General features: G+C 39.4%; 30 protein-coding genes and 1 pseudogene. 13 read left to right on the forward strand and 18 right to left on the reverse strand.

Features of this window, described 5'->3' with window-relative positions; genetic code table 11:
* The 3 genes from QOX35_RS15760 to QOX35_RS15770 form a co-directional block, all read left to right on the forward strand.
* A partial coding sequence (locus QOX35_RS15760; RefSeq protein WP_283687755.1) for a site-specific integrase occupies nucleotides 1-641 on the forward strand: 641 nt, incomplete at its 5' end.
* 11 nt (nucleotides 642-652) lie between these two features.
* Nucleotides 653-1,873: a site-specific integrase gene (locus tag QOX35_RS15765; RefSeq protein ID WP_283687756.1), complete on the forward strand. Its 1,221-nt coding sequence runs from the start codon at nucleotides 653-655 to the stop codon at nucleotides 1,871-1,873.
* Entirely contained in the window at nucleotides 1,870-2,226 is a 357-nt protein-coding gene (locus QOX35_RS15770) for a hypothetical protein (protein ID WP_283687757.1), read from the forward strand. The genes QOX35_RS15765 and QOX35_RS15770 overlap by 4 nt, the downstream gene beginning before the upstream one ends.
* 82 nt (nucleotides 2,227-2,308) lie before the next feature.
* Here QOX35_RS15770 and QOX35_RS15775 read toward each other — a convergent pair whose 3' ends face one another.
* The gene (locus tag QOX35_RS15775) at nucleotides 2,309-2,605 is read right to left on the reverse strand and encodes a helix-turn-helix domain-containing protein (RefSeq protein ID WP_283687758.1); all 297 of its coding nucleotides are present in this window, start codon (nucleotides 2,603-2,605) and stop codon (nucleotides 2,309-2,311) included.
* Nucleotides 2,598-2,885, reverse strand: coding sequence for a helix-turn-helix domain-containing protein (locus QOX35_RS15780; RefSeq protein ID WP_183309020.1), 288 nt, complete (start codon nucleotides 2,883-2,885; stop codon nucleotides 2,598-2,600). Before QOX35_RS15780 ends, QOX35_RS15775 begins: the two co-directional genes overlap by 8 nt.
* Nucleotides 2,886-3,092: 207 nt before the next feature.
* Between QOX35_RS15780 and QOX35_RS15785 the strand changes: the two genes are divergently transcribed.
* The 7 genes from QOX35_RS15785 (at nucleotide 3,093) to QOX35_RS15815 (ending at nucleotide 6,762) form a co-directional block, all read left to right on the forward strand.
* Nucleotides 3,093-3,275: a hypothetical protein gene (locus QOX35_RS15785; RefSeq protein WP_283687759.1), complete on the forward strand. Its 183-nt coding sequence runs from the start codon at nucleotides 3,093-3,095 to the stop codon at nucleotides 3,273-3,275.
* Nucleotides 3,276-3,343: 68 nt separating this feature from the next.
* Nucleotides 3,344-3,580: a hypothetical protein gene (locus QOX35_RS15790; protein WP_283687760.1), complete on the forward strand. Its 237-nt coding sequence runs from the start codon at nucleotides 3,344-3,346 to the stop codon at nucleotides 3,578-3,580.
* A 20-nt stretch (nucleotides 3,581-3,600) separates the two neighbouring features.
* Nucleotides 3,601-4,602, forward strand: coding sequence for a fusion protein (locus tag QOX35_RS15795; protein WP_283687761.1), 1,002 nt, complete (start codon nucleotides 3,601-3,603; stop codon nucleotides 4,600-4,602).
* Nucleotides 4,603-4,646: 44 nt separating this feature from the next.
* Nucleotides 4,647-4,907, forward strand: coding sequence for a hypothetical protein (locus tag QOX35_RS15800; RefSeq protein WP_183309018.1), 261 nt, complete (start codon nucleotides 4,647-4,649; stop codon nucleotides 4,905-4,907).
* Nucleotides 4,894-5,124 (forward strand): hypothetical protein, encoded by a 231-nt coding sequence (locus QOX35_RS15805; RefSeq protein WP_183309017.1) that lies wholly within the window; start codon nucleotides 4,894-4,896, stop codon nucleotides 5,122-5,124. The genes QOX35_RS15800 and QOX35_RS15805 overlap by 14 nt, the downstream gene beginning before the upstream one ends.
* 46 nt (nucleotides 5,125-5,170) lie before the next feature.
* Entirely contained in the window at nucleotides 5,171-5,584 is a 414-nt protein-coding gene (locus QOX35_RS15810) for a PcfK-like family protein (protein WP_183309016.1), read from the forward strand.
* A gap of 11 nt (nucleotides 5,585-5,595) precedes the next feature.
* Nucleotides 5,596-6,762 (forward strand): PcfJ domain-containing protein, encoded by a 1,167-nt coding sequence (locus QOX35_RS15815; RefSeq protein WP_283687762.1) that lies wholly within the window; start codon nucleotides 5,596-5,598, stop codon nucleotides 6,760-6,762.
* Between the two features lie 5 nt (nucleotides 6,763-6,767).
* Here the strand turns inward: QOX35_RS15815 and QOX35_RS15820 are convergent, their stop codons facing one another.
* From QOX35_RS15820 to QOX35_RS15830, 3 genes are read right to left on the reverse strand one after another with little or no spacing between them, the layout of a single operon-like run.
* Nucleotides 6,768-7,778: a tyrosine-type recombinase/integrase gene (locus QOX35_RS15820; RefSeq protein ID WP_006844762.1), complete on the reverse strand. Its 1,011-nt coding sequence runs from the start codon at nucleotides 7,776-7,778 to the stop codon at nucleotides 6,768-6,770.
* Entirely contained in the window at nucleotides 7,762-8,772 is a 1,011-nt protein-coding gene (locus tag QOX35_RS15825) for a tyrosine-type recombinase/integrase (RefSeq protein ID WP_283687763.1), read from the reverse strand. The genes QOX35_RS15820 and QOX35_RS15825 overlap by 17 nt, the downstream gene beginning before the upstream one ends.
* A complete protein-coding gene (locus QOX35_RS15830; protein ID WP_283687764.1) occupies nucleotides 8,769-9,914 on the reverse strand; it encodes a site-specific integrase in 1,146 nt (381 codons plus the stop codon). The genes QOX35_RS15825 and QOX35_RS15830 overlap by 4 nt, the downstream gene beginning before the upstream one ends.
* Nucleotides 9,915-10,160: 246 nt before the next feature.
* Here QOX35_RS15830 and QOX35_RS15835 point away from each other — a divergent pair.
* The 3 genes and pseudogenes from QOX35_RS15835 to QOX35_RS15845 all read left to right on the forward strand — a co-directional run.
* A pseudogene (locus tag QOX35_RS15835) lies at nucleotides 10,161-10,373 on the forward strand (PcfJ domain-containing protein); the annotation flags it as partial.
* Nucleotides 10,373-10,555: a hypothetical protein gene (locus QOX35_RS15840; RefSeq protein ID WP_221233052.1), complete on the forward strand. Its 183-nt coding sequence runs from the start codon at nucleotides 10,373-10,375 to the stop codon at nucleotides 10,553-10,555. The pseudogene QOX35_RS15835 and the gene QOX35_RS15840, both read left to right, overlap by 1 nt.
* Complete coding sequence (locus tag QOX35_RS15845) at nucleotides 10,545-10,724, forward strand: NADH-quinone oxidoreductase subunit F (protein ID WP_283687765.1); 180 nt, start codon at nucleotides 10,545-10,547, stop codon at nucleotides 10,722-10,724. Before QOX35_RS15840 ends, QOX35_RS15845 begins: the two co-directional genes overlap by 11 nt.
* Nucleotides 10,725-10,894: 170 nt before the next feature.
* On the opposite strand, the gene QOX35_RS15850 is transcribed toward QOX35_RS15845, so the two are convergent.
* The 13 genes from QOX35_RS15850 to QOX35_RS15910 form a co-directional block, all read right to left on the reverse strand.
* The gene (locus QOX35_RS15850) at nucleotides 10,895-11,710 is read right to left on the reverse strand and encodes an abortive infection system antitoxin AbiGi family protein (protein ID WP_183309014.1); all 816 of its coding nucleotides are present in this window, start codon (nucleotides 11,708-11,710) and stop codon (nucleotides 10,895-10,897) included.
* 94 nt (nucleotides 11,711-11,804) lie between these two features.
* Nucleotides 11,805-12,257, reverse strand: coding sequence for a PH domain-containing protein (locus tag QOX35_RS15855; protein ID WP_183309013.1), 453 nt, complete (start codon nucleotides 12,255-12,257; stop codon nucleotides 11,805-11,807).
* Nucleotides 12,258-12,343: 86 nt separating this feature from the next.
* Nucleotides 12,344-12,943, reverse strand: coding sequence for a M23 family metallopeptidase (locus tag QOX35_RS15860; protein WP_183309012.1), 600 nt, complete (start codon nucleotides 12,941-12,943; stop codon nucleotides 12,344-12,346).
* A gap of 169 nt (nucleotides 12,944-13,112) precedes the next feature.
* A complete protein-coding gene (locus QOX35_RS15865) occupies nucleotides 13,113-13,571 on the reverse strand; it encodes a DUF3872 domain-containing protein (RefSeq protein WP_183309040.1) in 459 nt (152 codons plus the stop codon).
* Nucleotides 13,572-13,613: 42 nt separating this feature from the next.
* On the reverse strand, nucleotides 13,614-14,198 hold the full coding sequence (locus QOX35_RS15870; RefSeq protein WP_183309011.1) for a conjugal transfer protein TraO: 585 nt from the start codon (nucleotides 14,196-14,198) through the stop codon (nucleotides 13,614-13,616).
* 1 nt (nucleotide 14,199) lies between these two features.
* Complete coding sequence (traN, locus tag QOX35_RS15875) at nucleotides 14,200-15,150, reverse strand: conjugative transposon protein TraN (RefSeq protein WP_183309010.1); 951 nt, start codon at nucleotides 15,148-15,150, stop codon at nucleotides 14,200-14,202.
* A 46-nt stretch (nucleotides 15,151-15,196) separates the two neighbouring features.
* The gene (traM, locus tag QOX35_RS15880; RefSeq protein WP_183309039.1) at nucleotides 15,197-16,540 is read right to left on the reverse strand and encodes a conjugative transposon protein TraM; all 1,344 of its coding nucleotides are present in this window, start codon (nucleotides 16,538-16,540) and stop codon (nucleotides 15,197-15,199) included.
* Between the two features lie 38 nt (nucleotides 16,541-16,578).
* Complete coding sequence (locus QOX35_RS15885; protein ID WP_394353500.1) at nucleotides 16,579-16,833, reverse strand: TraL conjugative transposon family protein; 255 nt, start codon at nucleotides 16,831-16,833, stop codon at nucleotides 16,579-16,581.
* 23 nt (nucleotides 16,834-16,856) lie between these two features.
* Nucleotides 16,857-17,480, reverse strand: coding sequence for a conjugative transposon protein TraK (traK, locus tag QOX35_RS15890; protein WP_283687767.1), 624 nt, complete (start codon nucleotides 17,478-17,480; stop codon nucleotides 16,857-16,859).
* 45 nt (nucleotides 17,481-17,525) lie between these two features.
* Nucleotides 17,526-18,527 carry a conjugative transposon protein TraJ gene (gene traJ / locus QOX35_RS15895; RefSeq protein ID WP_183309007.1) on the reverse strand — a complete coding sequence of 334 codons (1,002 nt, stop codon included), beginning with the start codon at nucleotides 18,525-18,527 and terminating at the stop codon, nucleotides 17,526-17,528.
* A gap of 2 nt (nucleotides 18,528-18,529) precedes the next feature.
* On the reverse strand, nucleotides 18,530-19,150 hold the full coding sequence (locus QOX35_RS15900) for a DUF4141 domain-containing protein (RefSeq protein WP_183309006.1): 621 nt from the start codon (nucleotides 19,148-19,150) through the stop codon (nucleotides 18,530-18,532).
* 65 nt (nucleotides 19,151-19,215) lie between these two features.
* Entirely contained in the window at nucleotides 19,216-19,530 is a 315-nt protein-coding gene (locus QOX35_RS15905; protein WP_183309005.1) for a DUF3876 domain-containing protein, read from the reverse strand.
* Nucleotides 19,531-19,542: 12 nt separating this feature from the next.
* Nucleotides 19,543-20,963 (reverse strand): TraG family conjugative transposon ATPase (locus tag QOX35_RS15910; RefSeq protein ID WP_283687768.1); only part of this gene is annotated, 1,421 nt, incomplete at its 5' end.

The raw sequence follows: 20,963 nt of genomic DNA on the forward strand, positions 1-20,963 counted from the left end.
AGATAGCTTTCAAAGAAGGTAACTCGGATAAAAACTATTTTGCTTATTACAAGCTACCCAAACAAAAAGAAAGTACCCCTAAAACCCTAAGTCGGGAAGATTTTGAGAAAATTCGGGATTTAGAAATACCTGAACGTCGCCGATCACATATTATTACACGCGATATGTTTCTGTTTTCCTGCTACACGGGCACTGCCTACATTGATACGGTATCCGTCACCAAAGATGATTTATCAACGGATGATGATGGGGCATGGTGGCTCAAATACAAGCGGGGCAAAAACGGACAACTTGCACGTATCAAATTATTGCCGGAAGCCATTGCCCTAATTGATAAATATCGCGACGATAACAGAGAAACTTTGTTTCCAATGATACACAATGGTACGATTATAAGAAATATGCAAGGCATACGGATTCTTGCAGATGTCAAAGGGCGTCTCCACTATCACATGAGCCGTCATTCCTTTGCCAGTCTGATTACGCTCGAAGCTGGTGTCCCCATCGAAACGGTATCAAAGATGCTCGGTCACAGCGACATAAAAACAACACAGATTTATGCCCGTGTGACTCCCAAGAAACTCTTTGAGGATATGGATAAGTATATTGAGACAACAAAAGATTTAGTATTAACCCTATAACACCAACGATTATGCGAAGTACATTTAAAATATTATTCTACATCAACCGCAGTAAAATAAAAACCGACGGCACTACTCCTATTCTGTGCCGTATCACGGTTGATAATAAACAGACAGTTTTGACAACCGGAATCTATTGTGAACCGAACGATTGGAACAGCAAGAAAGGGAAAGTACGAGACGGGGCGACCAATCATAAATTGGATAAACTTCGGGAACGTATCGAACAGACCTACGAAGAGACTCTTAAAGAACAAGGAGTTGTCAGTGCAGAATTACTCAAAAATATAATTTTAGGAGTAAATAGTGTGTCCACCTTTCTTTTACAAGCAGGTGAAGTGGAGCGTGAACGATTGAGAAAACGATCTCTGGAGATTAATTCAACATCCACCTACCGACAATCAAAAACAACCCAGAGCAACCTGCGTGATTTTGTCCTTTCACGAGGAATGGATGATATTGCCTTTTCAGATATTACGGAAGAGTTTGGAGAATCGTTCAAAAACTTCTTAAAAAAAGATTTAGGCTATGCGACAACCCATGTGAATCACTGTCTATGCTGGCTAAACAGGCTGGTTTATATTGCGGTTGATCAGGAAGTGTTAAGAAGTAGTCCGATTGAAGATGTGGAGTATGAGAAAAAAAATCCTCCTAAATTACGGCATATTACCCGAAATGAACTGAAAAAGATTATGGAAACTCCAATGCCCTACCAGCGGCAAGAGTTAGCTCGCAGAGCGTTTATTTTTTCAGCCTTTACCGGACTTGCTTTTGTTGATGTGCACAACCTCTATCCTCAGAATATAGGCAAAACAGCGGAGGGTAGATTATATATCCGAAGTAGCAGAACTAAAACAAAAGTTGAAGCATTTATCCCTCTACATCCGATAGCAGAACAAATCTTGATGCTTTACAATACAACCGATAATACTGCTCCTATCTTCCCTTTACCAAGTCGAGATCAGGTTTGGTTTGAAGTTCATGAGATAGGCTTTGCTTTAGCGTTCAAGGAGAATCTCAGCTATCATATGAGCCGACATTCGTTCGGAACCCTTATGCTATCGGCTGGGATTCCTATTGAGAGTATTAGTAAAATGATGGGGCATACCAATATTTCGAGTACACAGATTTACTCGAAAGTAACTGATGATAAAATATCAGAGGATATGGACAAGCTAATGGAACGACGAAAAGCAATTAGTAATAAAACATCTCAACCGATAGAGCTATGAAAAACACAAAAATCAAGATAAGTGATAATGGAACTGTACATGTTCCAAGAAATGTTAGAATGAATATTACAGAGATCGCCGAACTCTTTGAAATCTTCTATCAAGAGGCAAAGAAGAATATTCGTTCTATTGAGGGATTAGGTATCTGTATGGGAGATCAGTCGATGAGTGGAACAGTCGAAGGAGCAAAGATCGTCTCCGATTATTACGGTTTGGATATGATAATCACTATCGCTTTTCGGGTGCAATCAGTCAAAGCAAATATTTTTCGTAAGTGGATCATTGATCAATTTACCAAGCCAGAAGTAACAACAATGCCTCTATTGTCGATTCAAAATGCAATGCTCAACTAATGCAGGACGTCATAAGTAATTAAAAACAGGCTTCGAAATAAACTCGAAGCCTGTTTTCTGTTGTAGCCGCATGAATAGAATACTATTTCAGTTCTTGAATATAGTTTCGATCTAATATCTTCTGAATATCAGATTCTCGATACAGGGTTTTACCCCCAAACTGAAAATAAGGAATTTTACCCTCTGTACGATAGAGTTGTAATGTTCTTCTGCTTATTTTCAGCTTCTTAGCCATTTCCGTGTCAGTCAAAAATCGTTCTCCGAAGAGCGATGGCTTCTCCGAGGTCAGGACAACTTCAATTCGATCCAACATCTTGTCAAGCAAAGCAAAAAACTTCATTACCCGCTCGTTTCGCTTCGTTAAAATGTCATTATCCATTTTGTTGCAATTCTAATTCGTGAATAAGTTTTCTTACATCTTTGACTCTATAATAGAGTTTGCGGCTAATCTTGGTATAGGGCAACATACCACTATCTCGATAACCTTGAAGGGTACACTTAGATATATTAAGCATCTGGCACACATCCTGATTATCTAACCAATCTTCAAGTCCTTTACTTGTATGGCGTTCACACAGCTTGTTCACTTTATGGGCGAACAGTTCAAACTGCGTCATCATTGCCTCGAATGTTCGGGCTTCAATATATATTATCTCCATAGTAATTTACTTTTTTGTTCATACTATGATTACGGGGGGAGCAAATATAAGTCATTAAATTACAGCATACATAAGTAATTTATAGGCTGGTAGCTTTAGTCTATACTTGTCTATGCCTAAAAACATTTTATACTCTTTCGATAGCTTCAGGAAAGAGTAAAAGGGATTTTTTCTACTTGTTTCATAATTTCTTCCCCTTTAAGCGAAATGTCATCAGAGCCTAATGAGTATTCGATTTCAGTCGCAAAGGTATTCCGTGTTCTTCACGCTGACAGCAAGGTAAGCCCTAAAGGGTTTGGCGAAAAATCTTCCTCTTTCCCTTCTTCTGCTATTCGGGCGAGCGTATTTATTCGTCAAAACCTTGCACAGCTAAACACTACCCTTTTTTAAGCTTCTGAAACTCGAATACTCCTCACCGGCTCCGATACGGCATAGCGTTAAAAAAAAGGTCAGAAATTATGAAACTAACAGCAGAAAAAAATAAGAAACAACGATCCTCCTACCTTCCAATTAGCATAGGTTTGGTTTTGAAAATAGTCTTAATTATCGTGGGTTACTCTTTATGGGGAACAGGGTTTATTTGGGCTTTGGTGGGCTTGTATCTCTTCTATGATGTGATTCGGGGTATCCTTTCGTGCCTGCTGATGTTGGGTGCTGTAATTACCCTTATTTATCTCATGCTTACTTATTTATAATCCATTAAAACACAAAAATTATGACAAAGGTATTTTTATTAGGTGCGAACAAAGAAATTGACAGAGCCGAACAAGTAGTAGAGGTCAATCAAGTTATCCAAATGGAGGGGTACAGCTATCACAGATATGTAGTGTACGACATTACAAAAAATCAATGGGGCATCACTTACAAGTTGATAAACCTAACGACAAAGGACTTTCATACTGCCGACATTATTCGACCATTGAAAGAAAAATTTGGAATAGGGTTCTATTACGACACCGACAACCCTCAATTTATGGACAGCTTTGAAGTAGCAATATTGCTCCAAGAAGCACAAGCCAAAGCCAATGAAGAAGCAGACGAGGAAGAAAAAGAACGCATACGAGTGGAGGAAGTCAAAGCAATCGGGAGCAAACGTTTTGCCGAGATACTTCCCGAAAATGCTTTGGGCGTTATTGTGGCATGGCTCAAACAAGATGAAAGCGACAGCCAAAGCGACTACTTTGCATCAAGAACAACACGGACTGTCATTTTAGGCTTTTCCACCCACAAAAGAGACATCTTTTCTGAAATGCGGAAACACGCATCCAATTTTGAAGAAACTGCCTATTTAACGGAGTACAACGAAGATTACGAACATCGGGAAAAATATTCGATGGGTGCAGGGTACTATTTAGGTGAAAGCAAATATAGCGGATGGATAATCGAAAAAGAGCCTATTTACAACCGAGAACAAGCAATTAAATCATTTGCCTATGCAGCAGGGAGCGAAGATAACATTCGCATCAAAAAGACTGATGATACACCACTAACACCCCCAAGCGACAAGAACGGCACAAGCAAGAACGGTTGCACATTAGTAGAGTATTCAGAGAAAGCGGTAGCGGTATTTGGAGAAACAAGAGCCATCAAAGACGAACTCAAAGCAATGGGAGGAAAGTTTAACAGCAGACTGACCTTTAACGGAAAAAGGTTAGCAGGGTGGATATTTTCAAAGTCGCAGGAGCAACGCTTAGCGTACTACTTTGGATTAAATTAATTATCAGAAAACTAAGGAAGTATAAATATAAAGCATAGGATATAATGAAAAAGAATAGAAAAGTAACAGCCAATTCTGTAACAATCAATTTCAGAAATTATGGCGAAATAACAATCCCTAAAGGTGTCTTAGTGACCAATGAGACGGCAATGGGAATAGATGACAGATACAATTTTGTAGATGAATTTGATTGGATTGATACCAACTACCCCCAAGTAGCACGATCATTAAAAATGGATGCTCAAAACTATGGAATAAACATACCCAAAGAACATATAATCACTCAAGAAGATGAAAACATTTAAAAGAGCAAACCTCCCCGAACAAATAAACTATAATAGCAAGGTTTATAAAGTTGATATTGAACTAAGTGCTTTGTATTCAATTGGTAGAACAAATAAAGTACCGAATGATGCTATAAAAGTCGAGGTATTAAGCCGAAAACTAAAAAGCAGTACCGATATATACAACAAACCTTACGAGCCTTCAATTTTTATATTCATTTCCGATTCTAAGAAGTAAAAGTATTCACAAGGGGCAGTAATCCTGCCCCATAATACCCAAAGATATGAAAGCAACAAACCATTTCCAAAATACGATAAAAGCATATTTAGACAAACGTGCCGAGATAGATTTACTATTTTCATTTCGCTACTCCCTGCCCGAAAAGAAGTTAGAGGATTGCGTGACTTATATACTAAACCAAGTGCAGAAAAGCGGTTGCAATGGTTTTCACGATGATGAGATATTCGGCATGGCTGTACATTTCTATGACGAGGATAACATCGAGATAGGTAAGCCAATGCACAATGCACAAGTAGCTGTTAATCATGTAGTAGTATTAACAGCCGAAGAAAAAGAGAAAGCACGTCAAGATGCCATGCAAAAGGCACAAGACGAAGCCTATCGAAAAATAACACAACCAACTAAGAAAGCCAAAAGAGTAGCATTAAATCCCCAACCAAGTCTATTTGACTTTTAAATTATCGACCTATGAAACCAAAGAATAAACTCCAAAAACAAGTAGTAGAAGCAAGTAAAAGTTTGCCCAAACTTACCAAAATGCAAATCCAATGGGGATATGACCACGCTATCCAATATGTTGGACGCAGAACCGAAAAAGGAATCGTTACATGTACCAAGTGCGGTCACACATGGCAAGGAATGGGAGAATTAGCAAATACCCTTTTGGGGTGCGAGTGCCCGAATTGTCAATCAAAATTAATAGCCAAGACCACCAAGAAACGGACATTCGATGACAGTTATTATATGAACATCATCACGGCTCATAAAGGCTATCAAGTGATGCGCACCATCATGTTAAGTTATAAATCCAAAATGGGAGAACTGACAAAACTTTCATATTCCGAAGTGATGCAACGTTGGATTGCTCCCGATGGGAAACATTACACCTTTGCCCGACGTCGCCAGACGATGGGAACATGCTGTATTGATTTATGGATATTTCATACCTCTTTGGAACTTAGGAACGAGAACAGCAACAATAAGTTTTACATAAATATCTATGACAAGATAGGAAGTATGGGGGAAATATACCCACGTCAAAAACTTATACCCGAACTGAAAAGAACTGGCTATAAGAAAGCATTGTACGGACAAAAACAGTTAGACCTATTCCGTACCCTATTGAGTGACAGCAGAGCCGAAACACTCATCAAAGCAGGCTATACAAAGCTATTAGAGCGTATTATGAATATGGGATGGAAGCATATTGACAGTTATTGGCAATCCATCAAAATAGTTATCCGCAACAAATACAAAATCGAAGATGCCATTCTTTGGTGCGACTATATAGATATGCTTCGATTCTTCGGTAAAGATTTGCACAATGCAAAATACGTTTGTCCGACTGACCTAAAAGCCGAACATGACCGATATGTTATTAAGAGAGCAAAAGCAGATGCACAAGCCGAAATCGAAAAGCAACTTGCAAAGGAAGATTCATTCAGAGAACAAAAAGGCAAATTTTTCGGACTTGCGTTTTCGGATGGAACTATTAGTATTCGTATGTTGGAGAGCGTAGCAGAGATTATCGCAGAGGGACAAGCAATGCATCATTATGCTCAGTATACAGTTATGCACAGTGTTACTTATAATATATTCAAACTAAAAGCTATATATGCAAGACACTGTGCATAATATTTTTAAAACCTTTTCAAAAAATTAATAAGATTGTCATTTTTATTCCAATCGAGGAAGTCACAATCAGGAATATTATCGGGAAAAGATTCTTCAAGAAGTTTGCGTTTGGCTTCGATGTCCAATGTCGCGTAGATCTCTGTTGTTTGCACAGAAACATGACCAAGCCAGTCTCTAATTACAACCATAGTATAGCCAGCTTGAAGCAGGTGCATTGCTTTGCTATGTCTGAGAATATGTGGAGTAATTTTCTCTGGCATATTCTTGTCTTTAACCATATGTGCATATTTTCTCAAAATATGAGTGATTCCGCCTCTGCTTAATGCTTGCCGCCGCTGGTTATAGAATAACGGGTGATCTAATTTATGTGTGCCAGTTAATTTGTTTTCTTCGATATAGTTAGTCAATAATTTAACTGTATTTCCAACAATGGGTATGAGCCTTGTCTTACACCCTTTTCCTGTTAAAGTAATTGTGGATGGAGGCTCTAATCTGACATTTCGAACTTTCAAGTCGCAGAGTTCTTGCACTCGGGCTCCAGTGTCATAGAGAACACTAAGTAGTGCGATATCTCTCCTTTCTCCCTTTTTGTTAATATCCGGTTGTCTCAACAGAGAACTTACCTGAGATATGGTAAGATGATTCAAGATAGGTTGGACACTTTTCTTAAAAGGTATCTGCATAACCTTCTGACAACTCAATAGTTGCTTGGAGTCTTGCATCTGAAGATAACGAAAGAATGAGTGAATAGCAGCAAGACGTTGATTTCTTGTCGTATTAGAACATCTTCTTTCTTTTTGTAACCAATCAAGATAATTACAGACAGATTTATCATTTATATTCTTCAAGGTCAACTTTTCAGGGGGAATAGACTGTTGATCATTAAAGTAAATTACAAGTAACCGGAAAGTGTCACTGTAAGAGGAGATTGTATTCTTGCTTAAGTTTCGACATCCTATTAGAAAGTCTGTAAAGAAATGGGATAGATGATTGGCAAAATCAGTCGTGTTTTTCATAATTTATTTCATTTAGTGATGAGTTGAACGGTATAATGGCTCCTAGTGTTTGTTCAAGATTGGATCTGATATCCTGAACCAAATCAGAGCTTAGGTGTAGGTAGTAAGCCGTATCTCGATAATAGGTGTGTCCCATATATGCTTGAAGAATTGGAAGATATGCATTCAGATTCTTACCTTGTCGCATCCATTTACGTAAACAGTTGACAGCGAATGTATGTCGCAACGAATGAACACATGGGGCACCAGGTTCACCTAGTTTTGCTCTTCCAGAATGAGATATCCCTGCATTCCAGAGGAATCTTCGTAGATTTCTATTTATATTTTGGCTCGTCATTGCATTATTTTTGAGACCGGGGAAGAACCATGTTTCTGATGTGGAGCAAACATGTATTTTTTGAGAGTATTCCTTAAAACGATTGAGCAATTCCAAAGACAATGGGATTTGTCTATGTTTGCTTAACTTGGTTCGGGTTAAACTCAAAATACCATTCTCTAAGTCAACATCTTCCACTTTTAACAATCTAGCCTCTGTTACCCTAAGCCCGCAACAATATAAAAGGCGGAAGAATTCTGGCATCACAATATGACGTAGAGGGACTTCATAACAAAAATGGCAATCATTATCAATAGTTGCAAACAAACGTTTAATCTCGTTATCACTAAAGATATAAGGAGTGAATTTGACTTTCTTTGCTAACACTCCTTTGGGCAGTATATATGCCCATCCTCCTTTACGCATAATATATCTCGCCAATTCGTTGATTGGGGAAAGTCGGGTTTCTTGAGTAGAAGGATGTTCCCCTGGATTAATTCTTACCCAATGGAGAACGATTTCCTTTTCAAGTATAGTTGCATCTGGATAATTTTTTAAGCAAAACTGATCAAAATGCTTTAGTATTACTGCTTGAGATTCATACTTATATCCCAATATCCGTTTTTGTTCTATGAGATCTATTATATCCATAGAAAAGTTAGAGGTATAGATATTCATAGATCATCAATATTTAAAGTGCATTCCTTTAGTAGATTCAAACTGCTCTTAAGATAAATCGCAGTAGTGGTGGTATCTACATGTCCCATCAATTGAGCGATCTCTTCAATTGGAACATGCCTTTCCATTAAGGAAGTGGCATAGGTATGGCGCAAAGAATGCATGCCAAATTTTCTGTCTTGGGGAATTGATATATGTGCCATCTTCATATATTTTTTTATCATATCCATCAGACGACTTGAATCTCCAAAAGAACATATAGGAGCTGTGTGCCGAACAAATACATTTTTATCTTCGCTGTTGGGACGACCTTTTTGGATATAATCAATTAAAGCCCACCCAATTTCTCGTGAAAGAGGATAAGTTGTAGGTTTTCTAGTCTTTACTTGAGTTATTTCAATCCGATTCTCATCCCATTTAATATCGTCAAATTTTAGAGACTTTATGTCTACGCACCTCATCCCAAGCCTACTGGCTAGCAATATGATCGCGTAATCTCGCTTGCCAGAGGGATTTCCCCGGTCAATAACTTCCAGTAATTTTTTCAAATCCGTTGGATTCCAAGTTGATGGGATACGAGCCTTCTGTGGAATTTTTACTGTTGGTAAAGAGTTGGACAAATCCCTTTTTATATACCCTGAAACATGAAGAAAACGTAAGAAAGATCGTATTCCGCAGAATGTAAACTCAACCATCTTCGGGCTATAACCAAGAAGTGTTTTCACATAATATACAAGTATAGAGGGATCAAGGTCTCTTGCGATAATTTCTTTCGATTCAATGAACGAAAGTAATTTACTTACTGTACGCAGATATCCTTTTGTCGTGGATAGCGCATAATCCATAGAAACACAACTTGTATGAAATGCCGTCAGAAGTTCCTGATGAAATGCCTTGTTTACAGTAAAATTCGTTCGTGTATGACGACGCAAGAGTGTCCCATGTTGATAGAAATCACATAACATCTTGATAGAACGGTAAAGCCATGTGTTACCTGAAGTGAGTTCGTTAGCCTTTTCCTTAGCAAAAAAATCGCATGTGTCATCAAGATACTTCATCGCTGTTTTCATCGAAAAATATTCTTCCTGTATCTCTTCAAAAAACACAACTAATTTCGCCCAATTCCTTCGGTGTTGAATCAATGATGAGTTTTTGTACTGCATTCTAGTAAGCTCTTTATTCAAAAGGCTTACTAATTCTTTTGGTTTGATTTTTTCCATTTTAATTGAATTTTAAATACAATTCATTATACGGAAAATATAGCTAAATCAAAATGTTATGTTTAGTGTTTTATCGCTATCTGATTAGGAAACAGTATTTTTTTCCAAACACTACACATAACTGTATACTGAGCATAATGGTGCTTATGCATCACTTTACATAACGATTATTGCGTAGCAGGATACCACTCAAAAGCCGATTCACTAATACTTTCGGCTTGTATTGATGGAAAAAGAATTGAAACGATAGAGGTATCAATTTCACAATTAAAGGTTATTCAAAGCCGTGGAGTATGTAATAAAAATACCAAGCACCACGATAGAATCGTTCAACTTGTAGAGCAAAATATATCACTAATAGAAAATAGATTAGCAGCATAATGAAAGAAAATATTTACATCTTATTTGTTGGCTTCCGAAAATTGGGAGAATTCAAATCTATTTTGGAAGCCAAGAAGTTTGCTCGAAGTGCCAATCTGGCAGGAGCTTTTAATCTCATTGGTGAGCATTATAGAGATAGTTGGTATGTATTTGAATCAGAAATTAAAGACAATGAAAATTAAAGATATAACAGGAAAGTCCATCGAAGTAACACACTTGAATAAGGCTATCAAACAATGCAGATTATGCCGAGATAGTTCCTTTATGATGGATTCGGAGCATACAGTTGGAGAAAATCACACTTTTATGCTCCGACAACTCGAAGAACTGAAACGAAAATCAAAAACTTAATGGCGGAGAGAAATTTCCGCCGTTACTTTTTCCATGAGCCACAAGAGGACTTTATGCGGGAGAAAAAGAAGCAAAAAAGCCATGTCAGATGTTTCTTCCTTCGATACTGAGATGAAACATTCTCCCCTCGGGCATTACTATTCCTACAAATAACATATGCCAATATTATATCAGAAATCTGTTCTAACGCGTTCTATCGAAATTATCTTTGAATAGAGCAGTTTTTTATTTTCATCATTCAATATTGGATCGGATTCACACAATTTTGATAATTTGCTGATATAGTTTACAATTCCCATTCTTTGATTTTCAAATTGAACTATAATGTATGAAATGTCTTCTATCTCAAATTTAAGTGTTTGGGCTTTCAAATATTTATCAGGCTCAGGCTTTTTATCTCCCGAACCTCTCCATGTTAAATACTCTGCCTCTTCCCATTTCCAAGCTATATCTTTTTCTTCTTTCAAAATGTATCTCCACTCATTTTCTTCGTAGTTACATTGCTCTTTACCTTTATGTGTTCCTATATATTTTTTAGAGAATCCAAATAGATTTAAGTTTGCATTGTGGGAAGATTTATACTCTTTAGATGGATTATAAACCTTAATTGGGTTCATTTTTAAGTCAATGGAATTCATTAGTCCAGTTGCCATTTTTGCTTTGGAGTAAAGCTCATATTCCTTATAGAACTTTAGCGAAGAGATAATATCCTCATTTTTAATGTATAATATAGGGTTGATTTGATTTTTCAATGCCCATTCTTTACTTAATCCGATGGCATGATGTCCGTACCTTTTAGTAAACTCATATGTCCTTGTTAGTGGGATATCACAAAAACTTACCATAGGAATTCCAACGGCAAAAGCATCTCCATCTATGGAAAAATCTTCTTTGCAATAATTAGGAATAATTCCTTGTTTTAAGATGGATTTTAGACCATTATACGTGGTATAGTGAAATAATGAAGATGTTCTATAATTAGACATGGAGAAAATATTTATATAAATAACGCCTCAAAATTAGCAACATGGCTATTTAGGTTATGTAAAACGCCCAGAATAATTTGAGCGTTTTATATTATTACCCTATCTGCGTATTTATCTCTTTCCTAAAAACCAACGGATCGGCGATATACGGATAGGAACTTGAAACACCTCCTGTAGTAACAGTAATTGTTCCGAAATTAAATATCCGACCTAAGATACTTTGTTTTATATGAAGACCTTCACATTTCGCCAATACCAAATCTACTGCTTTGCGACTGATAACACCTGTTTTTAGTATCACCCGTTTGTTAGTTACGGCATAAGACGAACCTACTTTTATTAGTATTCTTGACAACAACGAAATAATCCCGAAGAACAAAATTAATAAGCCCGCATAGTAAGTCATGGCTGATATTTCTTTAGGACTTGATGCTAAAAAAGCACCGATAAGCAGTAATATAATCGGTTGAACGAAAAGGAAAAAATGTAGTCTTGCAACATATTTTATTTCTTCCCCGGATAGTAGATTTTTCTGTATGTAATTCATAGACTAATGATTTATTTCAAAGTTAGTTGTTTTTGTTAATTTTTGATATTCGGCAAGTAATATTTCATCTGTAATTTTAGTTTTTTCTATAAGAAATCATCATTGAAGTATTTAAACAGCAGGTAACACCAACCTATCGGGTTTAAATAACGTCTTCCTTTCCTTATTTCATAATGCAAGTGACTCCCTGTTGTTACTCCCGTACTACCCACACAAGCTATCTGTTGGGTGATGCTTACTCTATCCCCCACATTTACCAATATCCGACTTAAATGACCATAGAATGAACGAAAGCCACTAGTATGTTGAATCTCTATAAAATAGCCATACCCCACATCATAACCTCTGCCAATCACTATTCCGTTGCCCGTGGCATACACAGGAGTGCCTTTCACTTGTGGAATATCAATTCCCGTATGAAATTTTTGTCTTTTGTAACATGGGTGCTTTCGCATCCCGAAACCTGATGAGATACGCCCAGACTTTTTTATTGGAGATATTACGGGATAATCCGATAATTCATCAATAGTCATTTGTAAAGAATCCGCTATCTGATAAAATGCTGTAACGGAATAAATCGGCTTCGTACACTTTTCTATTTGAGATTTTCGTCTTTGAGAATCGCTTTGCTGTCCCCATGCAGGCAAATGAAGTAAAGTTATCAATAGGATTGTTATATATTTCATAGTCTGTCTGTAAAATGATAAATGCCCAAAGAATTTTCGGGCATTTATCTGATTGTTAACTATTCAATTTCTTCACCCCACATCTCAACGTCCGTTGGAGCAGTTACATAGGCATAAATAATATTTATCCAAGTAACTATGTATGAGATTACCATCATCGTCATCATGGCTATTCCGCTTCTATTGGTAAATCTTCCTCGTCACCCCGGTCATTTTGGAAAGAAAATGTCTTTTGTACTACTTGTCTGTGGCTATCTTCGATATACACGTCTATCACTTGTTGGTCTGTAGAATGAGAAGTGTAATACATCCGAAACGTTTCTTTTTCCAAAAGATATAAATCGTTTGGTAGAAGCACTGTGCCATTATCGAGCCGAAGCTCTCCTTTGCCATCTACTTGAAAATACCGAATGTAGAACTTGGTATCTTGAAAGTTCCCTTCCTTTACAATCTGTGCACGGATCTCCGCCACCTCTCCCTGAACGATTTTTTTCTGAACTGGCATACAAACCAAATCAAATGCGTAAACCTTATTAATATCCATATCGCTACTACAGGCTAAGGCCAGCAGCATTATCGCTGCCAGCCACACTGTTATCCCGAAAAAAGTCTTTATTCTTTTCATCATTATTGTATTGTATATTCTGTTAGACAAAAGAGACTGTGCCTCTTAATTGATTATAAATTTGATTCCTACACCGAACTGCCCATGAAAATGTCCCGTAGAGTTACCCCAGAGGATGCGTTCTCGCCCTGTAACGAGTAACACCACACGGTCTGTCAAGTACGTCTCAATCTCCAATGTGATAGCACCACCATAGATAAAAGCATCCTTATGTTGAAGAGTAGAACCATCGTACAAGGTCTTTTCGCCCCAATTTGATGTTTCATAGCCTGCAAGGGCAGAACCTCCCAACGAAAGGAAAACTGTTTTAGACCGATCAGTCAGAAAATTGTAGTAATAACCTCCCTCAGTCGTGAATTGAGCTATTGGCAATCGTTTCTCCCGATACGGGTAGTAGCGTTCCAGATATTCTGCACCGAACACCCATTTATTTCCGTTCTTGGCATAGGTCGCCATTGCCACACCGAAATAATATCCCGCTTCATTATCGTTCTTGGACGAATAGATTCCATCCACCATACCGCCTGTGAGTTGTATGCCTCGCATACCCGGCAGTGAACGTTGTGCATGTGCTTGGTTTATAAAGAACAAGCACAGCATAAACACCAATAATATTATCGAGCGTCTCATTTTACTTCACTTTTAGTTCATTAATAACCTTTGCCCGAACCAAATCGGCATTATCCAATGTGAACCGTTGATGGCGTCCACCTTCCTGTTCGTTCAATTCCACCACCAACATTTTGTCATCGGGAATCGTAAATTTCGCCAAAGTGAAAATCATGCGTTCTGTCTGCTGTCCACCTATCAGCATCAAATTATTGTAGGCACGAAGTGGCCAAATCACCTGCTCCTGAATCGCAGTACGTTTGGCTACTTTTTTATCCACAATCTTAAATGTGATAAAATCTACGTTGAACGGTACGTTGGACGAGTTCTTTAGTTGCAGATGAAAATATAACAGTCCATTATGGGTATAAATACCTTTCAGCGTGTGTTGTATTCCGAAACGCTTCGAGCCGATGTGTTTTATCTCCCGGTCATTATTCTTGTGTATAGACTGCATAATCAACTTGACAAGTAGTGGCGATTCCTGTCCCAATTCCTGCATATAGACTCCAAGAGCATTGTTCGGACGGTTCACCGCTTCGCCATCGTGCAGGAAGTCGGTCATTTCAACGGACAGTTTTACGGGTTCATCCGCATATTTTACATTGAAACTATAATATGCACCATCTTCGGTAATGACGGACAAGTTGCTCTCCCGGCTGAAGTCCCGCAAAGCAGCTTTCACTCTCAATACATTGTCCGTGCCATCCGCTTTCGCTGCGAGAAGATCTGCCGACCCTAAATCGACATAACGTATAGGAGCAGGAAAAATAACGTGCACTGTTTTATTAAAAGTGACCTCCAGAGCATAAGGTGGTATCATTCTGTTAAAGGTCAGCGGACGGGTAAAACCCTCGTAATAGTCACCCGTTGTCGGCTTGGTATTGACCACAATAGTATCTTGGGATACTTCTTGTGCATGGACTGTAAATACACTTACAGCAAGTGTTAATATTAAAAAGAATCGTTTCATACTTTTGATTTTAAATTCGTTAAACATTGATTTTTTAGTGGTTTTATTAATTTTCTTTGGGTAACAGCAGGAGCTTATAATTTGCTTTGAGGGTAACTTTTACGACACTCATCTTTTTACTGATATACTGTGAAGCCCCTTGTATCAAACCTTTACCCATGTCGGCTGCCAATTGTGAACCTGCATTATCTGAAATCATAATGCTTGTTCCTGCTGATGATGCCAATGTAGAAGCTACTTCTTTGGCTGCTTTTACTTCATCGTTATTGGGAATAAAAATTCCAGATTGACCATCCATATCGTACACTTGCAGTTCAACCGGAATAATGTTTCCTGCATACTGAATGGAGTTGATCGTTACCTCCAGACGTTCGCCACCAATACGGCAAGCTCCCGTCACCAAGGTATTGGCAGGAATCAAGATATTGCCTGCCCTAATTGGCTCTAAAAGACGAAGTTGTACCTCTTTACCATTGGTCAGGGTTACGGTTTGATTCACGCAAGCACGTATGCTATTTTTATCCTTTATCGCCTCATTACCTGCGGCAGTTAAAAATTCCGTATTTCGGGGTTTGCTGTGCGAAGCGATAAATTCATCGTTGGATATTGGAGCAGCCAATAGCGATACAACATTCTGATGCACTTGTTTAACGGGTTGTACTTTGACTTTCTCGCTAGTACGTGTTATGTTAACATCGTCTATTGGTTGTTCTCTCTGCTGAGCAGGCATATAGCGTGCCGCCATCTGGTAAGACTTTTCAAGCAAGGCTGTCTGTTCGTCCTCTTCCGCTTTTTTTGCTTCGGCTTCCTCTTGCTTCCGTTCCAATTCCTGTATTCGCTGTTCCATCTCGGACTGTGATTGTCTGTCCGTTTCAGCAGGTTTTTCGTACCAATCACCCAATTGCTTGTTGATGTCCTGATAAGCAGTTGCCGAGGACTGTATCGTTCGGGAAGTTGAACTTCGGGGTTGCTCTCCTTGCAGAGATGTATTGTAGGCATTGTCCTTTTGTTCATAATCGCTTTGCTCAGTATTGTTGAACATGGAGGAAAAATCCTGTAAAGACTTCATCTTCTCTTGCTCCTTTTGTCGCATTGCTTCCCGCTCATAGGCATCCCGTTTGTCTCCCACAATGCCCTCGTCTTTTGGCACGGGCAGTTCGGCATTGAAACCCGTTAACCCTACCGCCTGTTCTTTCCCATCATCCGATGGGGCAAAGATCAGCCACATCGCGCCACCGAAAATCAAGAAGAACAGTGGCATAATCAACATCTTCTTTCGTTTCTGTCTCTCCGCTATCGAAAGTTCTTGCTTTGGTGGTTTCGGAGGTTCTTTTTTCGCTTCCGATTTATTATCCGGTACAGATGGTTGTGCTTCAGCAATAGCCTCCATTTGTAGTGGTATTTCTTTATTCAAATCTTCCTGTTCCATTATTCTACTGATTTTAGATTGTTAATACTGTCTCGCTGTTGTTCCAATTGTAGTTTCAGCGATTCGATCTGCTCTATCTGCATCTTTTCTGCTTTGTCTTTACCGAAATTGTAAATAGAGGAAAAGGTCATGTAGATGGAAAGACCACCGAAAACAAGAAACATTGCTATCACAAGGATAATTCGTCTGTCGGGAGTTAGTCTGCCGAGTATTCCTCGCAGACCATCCTCCAACCATTCATTAATGTATTTCATTATTTTTCGTATCATAGCCTTACCTACCTTTCCGATATCCGAATATCCCGATTCTCCACAATCTCGAATTTTTCCATCGTAAAGCCGTGCGGGTTATTGTCCGAGCGTACCGAGTTGATCAGATTGCAACGGGTAACCAGACTGCGTTCTGTGAGGTTACTCTCCCGAATAATCATCTGTTTGGCATAGGTTACCGCTTTATAGGGGTAGCTATCAAAATCGCAGGCAATGCTGTCTACCTGCACGATTTGATTGATATTTCCCGACACGATACGATTGTAATACCCTTTTTCTGCCATATCCTGATAGTATTTGAAAGCACTCTTATCGACAAGGAACAATGCCCTGTTTACGTTGCTTTCGATGGCTTTCTTATCGGGTGAGAGAGTGAAAAACAGTTCATGGAAACGCTTGACGTGTTCGCGTGCCTCCACAGGTCTGTTTTGTGTCATATCTTGGGACAAGGCAAGCATTAGGGACTTGCCCCCATCCAATACATAGATACGCTGGCGTTGTGCTTCGGCAAAGTTGTACGACGACCATACGGAGTAGCCCGTTATAGCGGTACACATACAAACAAAGACAATCCCGAAAAGGCGTATCTGCTTAAATGATGTTTCTATATTTTTTAAACTCTTGAACTCCATTTGTCCTTTTTATTTTGAATTAATAAATAAATACAGTGTGCCTAATTACTTCTTTCCCATCAGGCGACCGGCGACATTGCCTGCCGCAGCTCCGGCAACACCTCCTGCCATCGCAGCCCCTTTGCTTGCCATTGTGTTTACTCCACGGGTAGCACTACCGCCACCTGCCTGAATAACCCAACCCGCCACACTCGGAATAGAGAAATATCCTATAATGCCGATGATGAAGAAAATGATATATACACCGTTACTGGCATCCGGCACATAGGACGGATCTCTTAGCAGGTCTATATCCATTTGCAGCATGAGTGCCTGAATCTTGGAGAGCACAGCCGAGAACAGATCAGCAATGGGTAGCCACAGATAGACCGAGATATAGCGGGAAATCCAATTGGTCAGCGTGGATTGAAAACCGTCATAAACAGAGAGGGCAAATGCCAGAGGCCCTAAGATTGACAAGACCACCAGAAAAAACGTTCGCAGGGTATCAATGGTAAGGGCTGCGGCATTGAACAGCAGTTCGAAGAAATCCCGGATCAGTTGGCGAAACCACACTTTCATATCATACCAGGTGCGTTCTCCCCACATGGAGATCATTTCGGCAGCATCCGTAATTCCTAGATCTTTCATCTTTTGGTCATACACCTCGTCATCGACCAGCCATGCCTTTCCTTCACGCAGCCGTGCATCGTATTCCAATCGCTCTTTCTCGGCTTGCAAGCCATGCACATCTGTCATTTGTGTTTCCAATATGGTATGTGTTCCTTTGACCACAGGAGACATAACAGCGTTGATCGTACCGAGAACAAATGTCGGGAAGAACATAATGCAGAGTCCGATGACAAAGGGTCTGAGCAGTGGATATACATCTATCGGTTCTGCCCGTGCCAAGGCTTGCCATACACGGGAAGCTACATAAAAGAGTGCACCGAGTCCGGCTATTCCTTTAGCAACACCGACCATATCACCACAAAGAGGCATCATATCCTGATGCAGATTCCTCAGAAGCTGATGCAGGTTATCAAAATCTATTGCTAGCAGTATCATGATTACCAATATCTATCGGATGGATTACCATACAAACTTTTAACTCGCTCCATATCTCCTTTTTCCTGACTGCGGATAAAAGACACGGAAATGCTTTTCTTAGAAAAGTAGCGGACAAGGTTGCGATGCTCTAGCATTTTAGCGTGTATGTCATCTATAATTGACATGCGCTCGGCATCGGTCATCGAAAGCCCGTTAGAGAGGGAAACAACATTCTTTATATCCGAAAGCAGGTTACCACTCTCATTCAATAGTTTGGCATATCCGTTCGATATGGCTTCCAACTCGTTAACGCTGAAATTCCTATCGGATAGCATCTTGTTGAAGTTGGTTGAATAGATCTGAGATATTTCGCTAACCAATTCTACCGTTTCTTTCACTTTGCGGGCATCTTTGATCAGATTGTGTACTGATTCTAATTTGTCATAATACTGTTTTCCCTGATCGTAGATTTTTTGCATCTCCTTGAAAGAGTTAATCACATTACTGGCTGTTGTGGCTGTTTTGGAAACAGTCAGTATATTTTGTGCCAGATTGGAGGGATCAATCACCGTCCACTGTGCTTTTACCTGATAGGTACAAAGCGTCATGAATGCCATAAGGCAGAAAAGTATTTTCTTCATATTCGTTATTTTTTAATTGTTATTACTCGTTTATCGTCCGAAGTCGGAGGTAGCCCTTGAGGGGACTAATCCTCCTGACGGACATATTCTCCGAAAGCGGAAAGATGCAAGATCTCTTGCTCCCGGTCATAAGTAATCTCGATACGCTCGTACAGCTCAATGTAATGCAGACCGAATACGTTGTAGACCGTACAATCACAGACCACCAGCGGGTTGTTGTACATAAGACTGAGCCGGATGCCTCCCTTCTTTCGGGAGATGTTGCGGTATATGCTTATCGCAGGTGCACCTTCTCTACTTACCCAACGCCCCGTAATCTCCCGCATGGAAAAGTCTGTAGAAGTGGAACAAGAATCGGTTATATTACATGGACTGAACATGGCTTTTCGTTTTTACTTGCGTTTACTCTCAGCTATTTGTTTTATAGCCAACTCAATATTACCATCTAACTCTTCGGTTTTCCGCATCACTTCCAGTTTTTCGGTCTCCTCTGTCGTGAACGTAAAATACTCTTCCAAACTCACTTCTGTGGCATATACAGCCGACTGAACACCGCCCAAGCCAAACCAGACTTCCTTGTATTTTCGGTTCGGATTTTTGGACATATTGATGGATAACACCTGACTTTTTTCTTTTTCGGTAAGCCCCAAGAGAGCTTGGATGCTATCAAACTTGTTCATGTATTTACGCTGGTCTAAGAGAATCTTACAGTCGGAGTTGTTGATGATGGACTCCTTAACGATAGGTGATGCGATAATATCGTCCACTTCCTGAGTGACAACGATTGCCTCGCCGAAGAATTTTCGAACGGTCTTAAAAAGGTACTTAATATACTCTGCCATACCTTCTTTAGCTATCGCTTTCCACGCTTCCTCGATTAATATAATCTTTCTGATGCCCTGTAAACGACGCATCTTATTGATAAAAACTTCCATAACAATGATCGTTACAATCGGGAACAAAATTTTGTGATCCTTGATCGCATCTATTTCAAAGACAATGAATCGTTTAGATAGTAAGTCGAGCTGTTTTTCGGAGTTCAGCAGGAAGTCATATTCGCCACCCTTATAGTAGGGTTCGAGCACATTAAGAAAATTGGCAAGGTCGAAATCTTTCTCCCTTACCCGCTTGGCATCGAGGATAGCAGCATAGTCCAATTTAACAAATTCGTAGAATGAATTGAATGAGGGTACAACCGACTCATCAATCGTTATACGCTCTATATACAAGCTCACCGCATTGGACAGGGCTACCTCTTCCGAACGTGTGGGAGGTTCGTTATCCCGCTTCCACAAAGTCATTATCAGAGTTTTGATACTTTCTCTTTTCTCGATATCAAAGACCCCATCGTCGGTATAAAATGGATTAAATGAAATGGGATTTTTTTCGGTATAGGTGAAGTAGACCCCATCTTCGCCATTGGTACGACGGTTGATGAAATTACAAAGCCCCTGATACGAGTTTCCCGTATCCACAAGCACGATATGAGTACCTTGTTCCCAGTATTGGCGACACATATGATTGGTAAAAAAGGACTTACCACTACCCGAAGGCCCCAAGATAAACTTGTTGCGGTTCGTGATAATTCCCTGCTTCATGGGCAGGTCGGAAATATCCACATGGATGGGTTTTCCGCTTACCCGATCTGCCATCTTGATACCAAAAGGCGAGGGAGAACTTTTGTAATTCGTTTCCTCTGTGAAGAAGCACAAGGCAGGTTCTATAAACGTGTAGAAACTTTCTTCACTCGGAAAATCACCCGCATTGCCCGGCATCGCCGCCCAATAGAGTGTAGCAACATCCACCGTGTTAT

The organism is Dysgonomonas sp. Marseille-Q5470, from assembly GCF_951230145.1.
GTDB lineage: Bacteria > Bacteroidota > Bacteroidia > Bacteroidales > Dysgonomonadaceae > Dysgonomonas.

Excerpts from the sequence above, each read along its gene's own strand:
- QOX35_RS15865 (WP_183309040.1), bottom strand. The coding sequence starts at position 13,571 with ATGATGAAAAGAATAAAGACTTTTTTCGGGATAACAGTGTGGCTGGCA.
- QOX35_RS15805 (WP_183309017.1), top strand. The coding sequence starts at position 4,894 with ATGAAAACATTTAAAAGAGCAAACCTCCCCGAACAAATAAACTATAAT.
- traN (WP_183309010.1), bottom strand. The coding sequence starts at position 15,150 with ATGAAACGATTCTTTTTAATATTAACACTTGCTGTAAGTGTATTTACA.
- QOX35_RS15825 (WP_283687763.1), bottom strand. The coding sequence starts at position 8,772 with ATGAATATCTATACCTCTAACTTTTCTATGGATATAATAGATCTCATA.
- QOX35_RS15860 (WP_183309012.1), bottom strand. The coding sequence starts at position 12,943 with ATGAAATATATAACAATCCTATTGATAACTTTACTTCATTTGCCTGCA.
- QOX35_RS15770 (WP_283687757.1), top strand. The coding sequence starts at position 1,870 with ATGAAAAACACAAAAATCAAGATAAGTGATAATGGAACTGTACATGTT.
- QOX35_RS15870 (WP_183309011.1), bottom strand. The coding sequence starts at position 14,198 with ATGAGACGCTCGATAATATTATTGGTGTTTATGCTGTGCTTGTTCTTT.
- QOX35_RS15775 (WP_283687758.1), bottom strand. The coding sequence starts at position 2,605 with ATGGATAATGACATTTTAACGAAGCGAAACGAGCGGGTAATGAAGTTT.
- QOX35_RS15780 (WP_183309020.1), bottom strand. The coding sequence starts at position 2,885 with ATGGAGATAATATATATTGAAGCCCGAACATTCGAGGCAATGATGACG.
- traJ (WP_183309007.1), bottom strand. The coding sequence starts at position 18,527 with ATGATACTGCTAGCAATAGATTTTGATAACCTGCATCAGCTTCTGAGG.
- QOX35_RS15845 (WP_283687765.1), top strand. The coding sequence starts at position 10,545 with ATGAAAATTAAAGATATAACAGGAAAGTCCATCGAAGTAACACACTTG.
- QOX35_RS15820 (WP_006844762.1), bottom strand. The coding sequence starts at position 7,778 with ATGAAAAACACGACTGATTTTGCCAATCATCTATCCCATTTCTTTACA.
- QOX35_RS15855 (WP_183309013.1), bottom strand. The coding sequence starts at position 12,257 with ATGAATTACATACAGAAAAATCTACTATCCGGGGAAGAAATAAAATAT.
- QOX35_RS15885 (WP_394353500.1), bottom strand. The coding sequence starts at position 16,833 with ATGAAATACATTAATGAATGGTTGGAGGATGGTCTGCGAGGAATACTC.
- QOX35_RS15800 (WP_183309018.1), top strand. The coding sequence starts at position 4,647 with ATGAAAAAGAATAGAAAAGTAACAGCCAATTCTGTAACAATCAATTTC.
- traK (WP_283687767.1), bottom strand. The coding sequence starts at position 17,480 with ATGGAGTTCAAGAGTTTAAAAAATATAGAAACATCATTTAAGCAGATA.
- QOX35_RS15900 (WP_183309006.1), bottom strand. The coding sequence starts at position 19,150 with ATGAAGAAAATACTTTTCTGCCTTATGGCATTCATGACGCTTTGTACC.
- QOX35_RS15840 (WP_221233052.1), top strand. The coding sequence starts at position 10,373 with ATGAAAGAAAATATTTACATCTTATTTGTTGGCTTCCGAAAATTGGGA.
- QOX35_RS15810 (WP_183309016.1), top strand. The coding sequence starts at position 5,171 with ATGAAAGCAACAAACCATTTCCAAAATACGATAAAAGCATATTTAGAC.
- QOX35_RS15765 (WP_283687756.1), top strand. The coding sequence starts at position 653 with ATGCGAAGTACATTTAAAATATTATTCTACATCAACCGCAGTAAAATA.
- QOX35_RS15790 (WP_283687760.1), top strand. The coding sequence starts at position 3,344 with ATGAAACTAACAGCAGAAAAAAATAAGAAACAACGATCCTCCTACCTT.
- QOX35_RS15850 (WP_183309014.1), bottom strand. The coding sequence starts at position 11,710 with ATGTCTAATTATAGAACATCTTCATTATTTCACTATACCACGTATAAT.
- traM (WP_183309039.1), bottom strand. The coding sequence starts at position 16,540 with ATGGAGGCTATTGCTGAAGCACAACCATCTGTACCGGATAATAAATCG.
- QOX35_RS15905 (WP_183309005.1), bottom strand. The coding sequence starts at position 19,530 with ATGTTCAGTCCATGTAATATAACCGATTCTTGTTCCACTTCTACAGAC.
- QOX35_RS15815 (WP_283687762.1), top strand. The coding sequence starts at position 5,596 with ATGAAACCAAAGAATAAACTCCAAAAACAAGTAGTAGAAGCAAGTAAA.
- QOX35_RS15795 (WP_283687761.1), top strand. The coding sequence starts at position 3,601 with ATGACAAAGGTATTTTTATTAGGTGCGAACAAAGAAATTGACAGAGCC.
- QOX35_RS15785 (WP_283687759.1), top strand. The coding sequence starts at position 3,093 with ATGTCATCAGAGCCTAATGAGTATTCGATTTCAGTCGCAAAGGTATTC.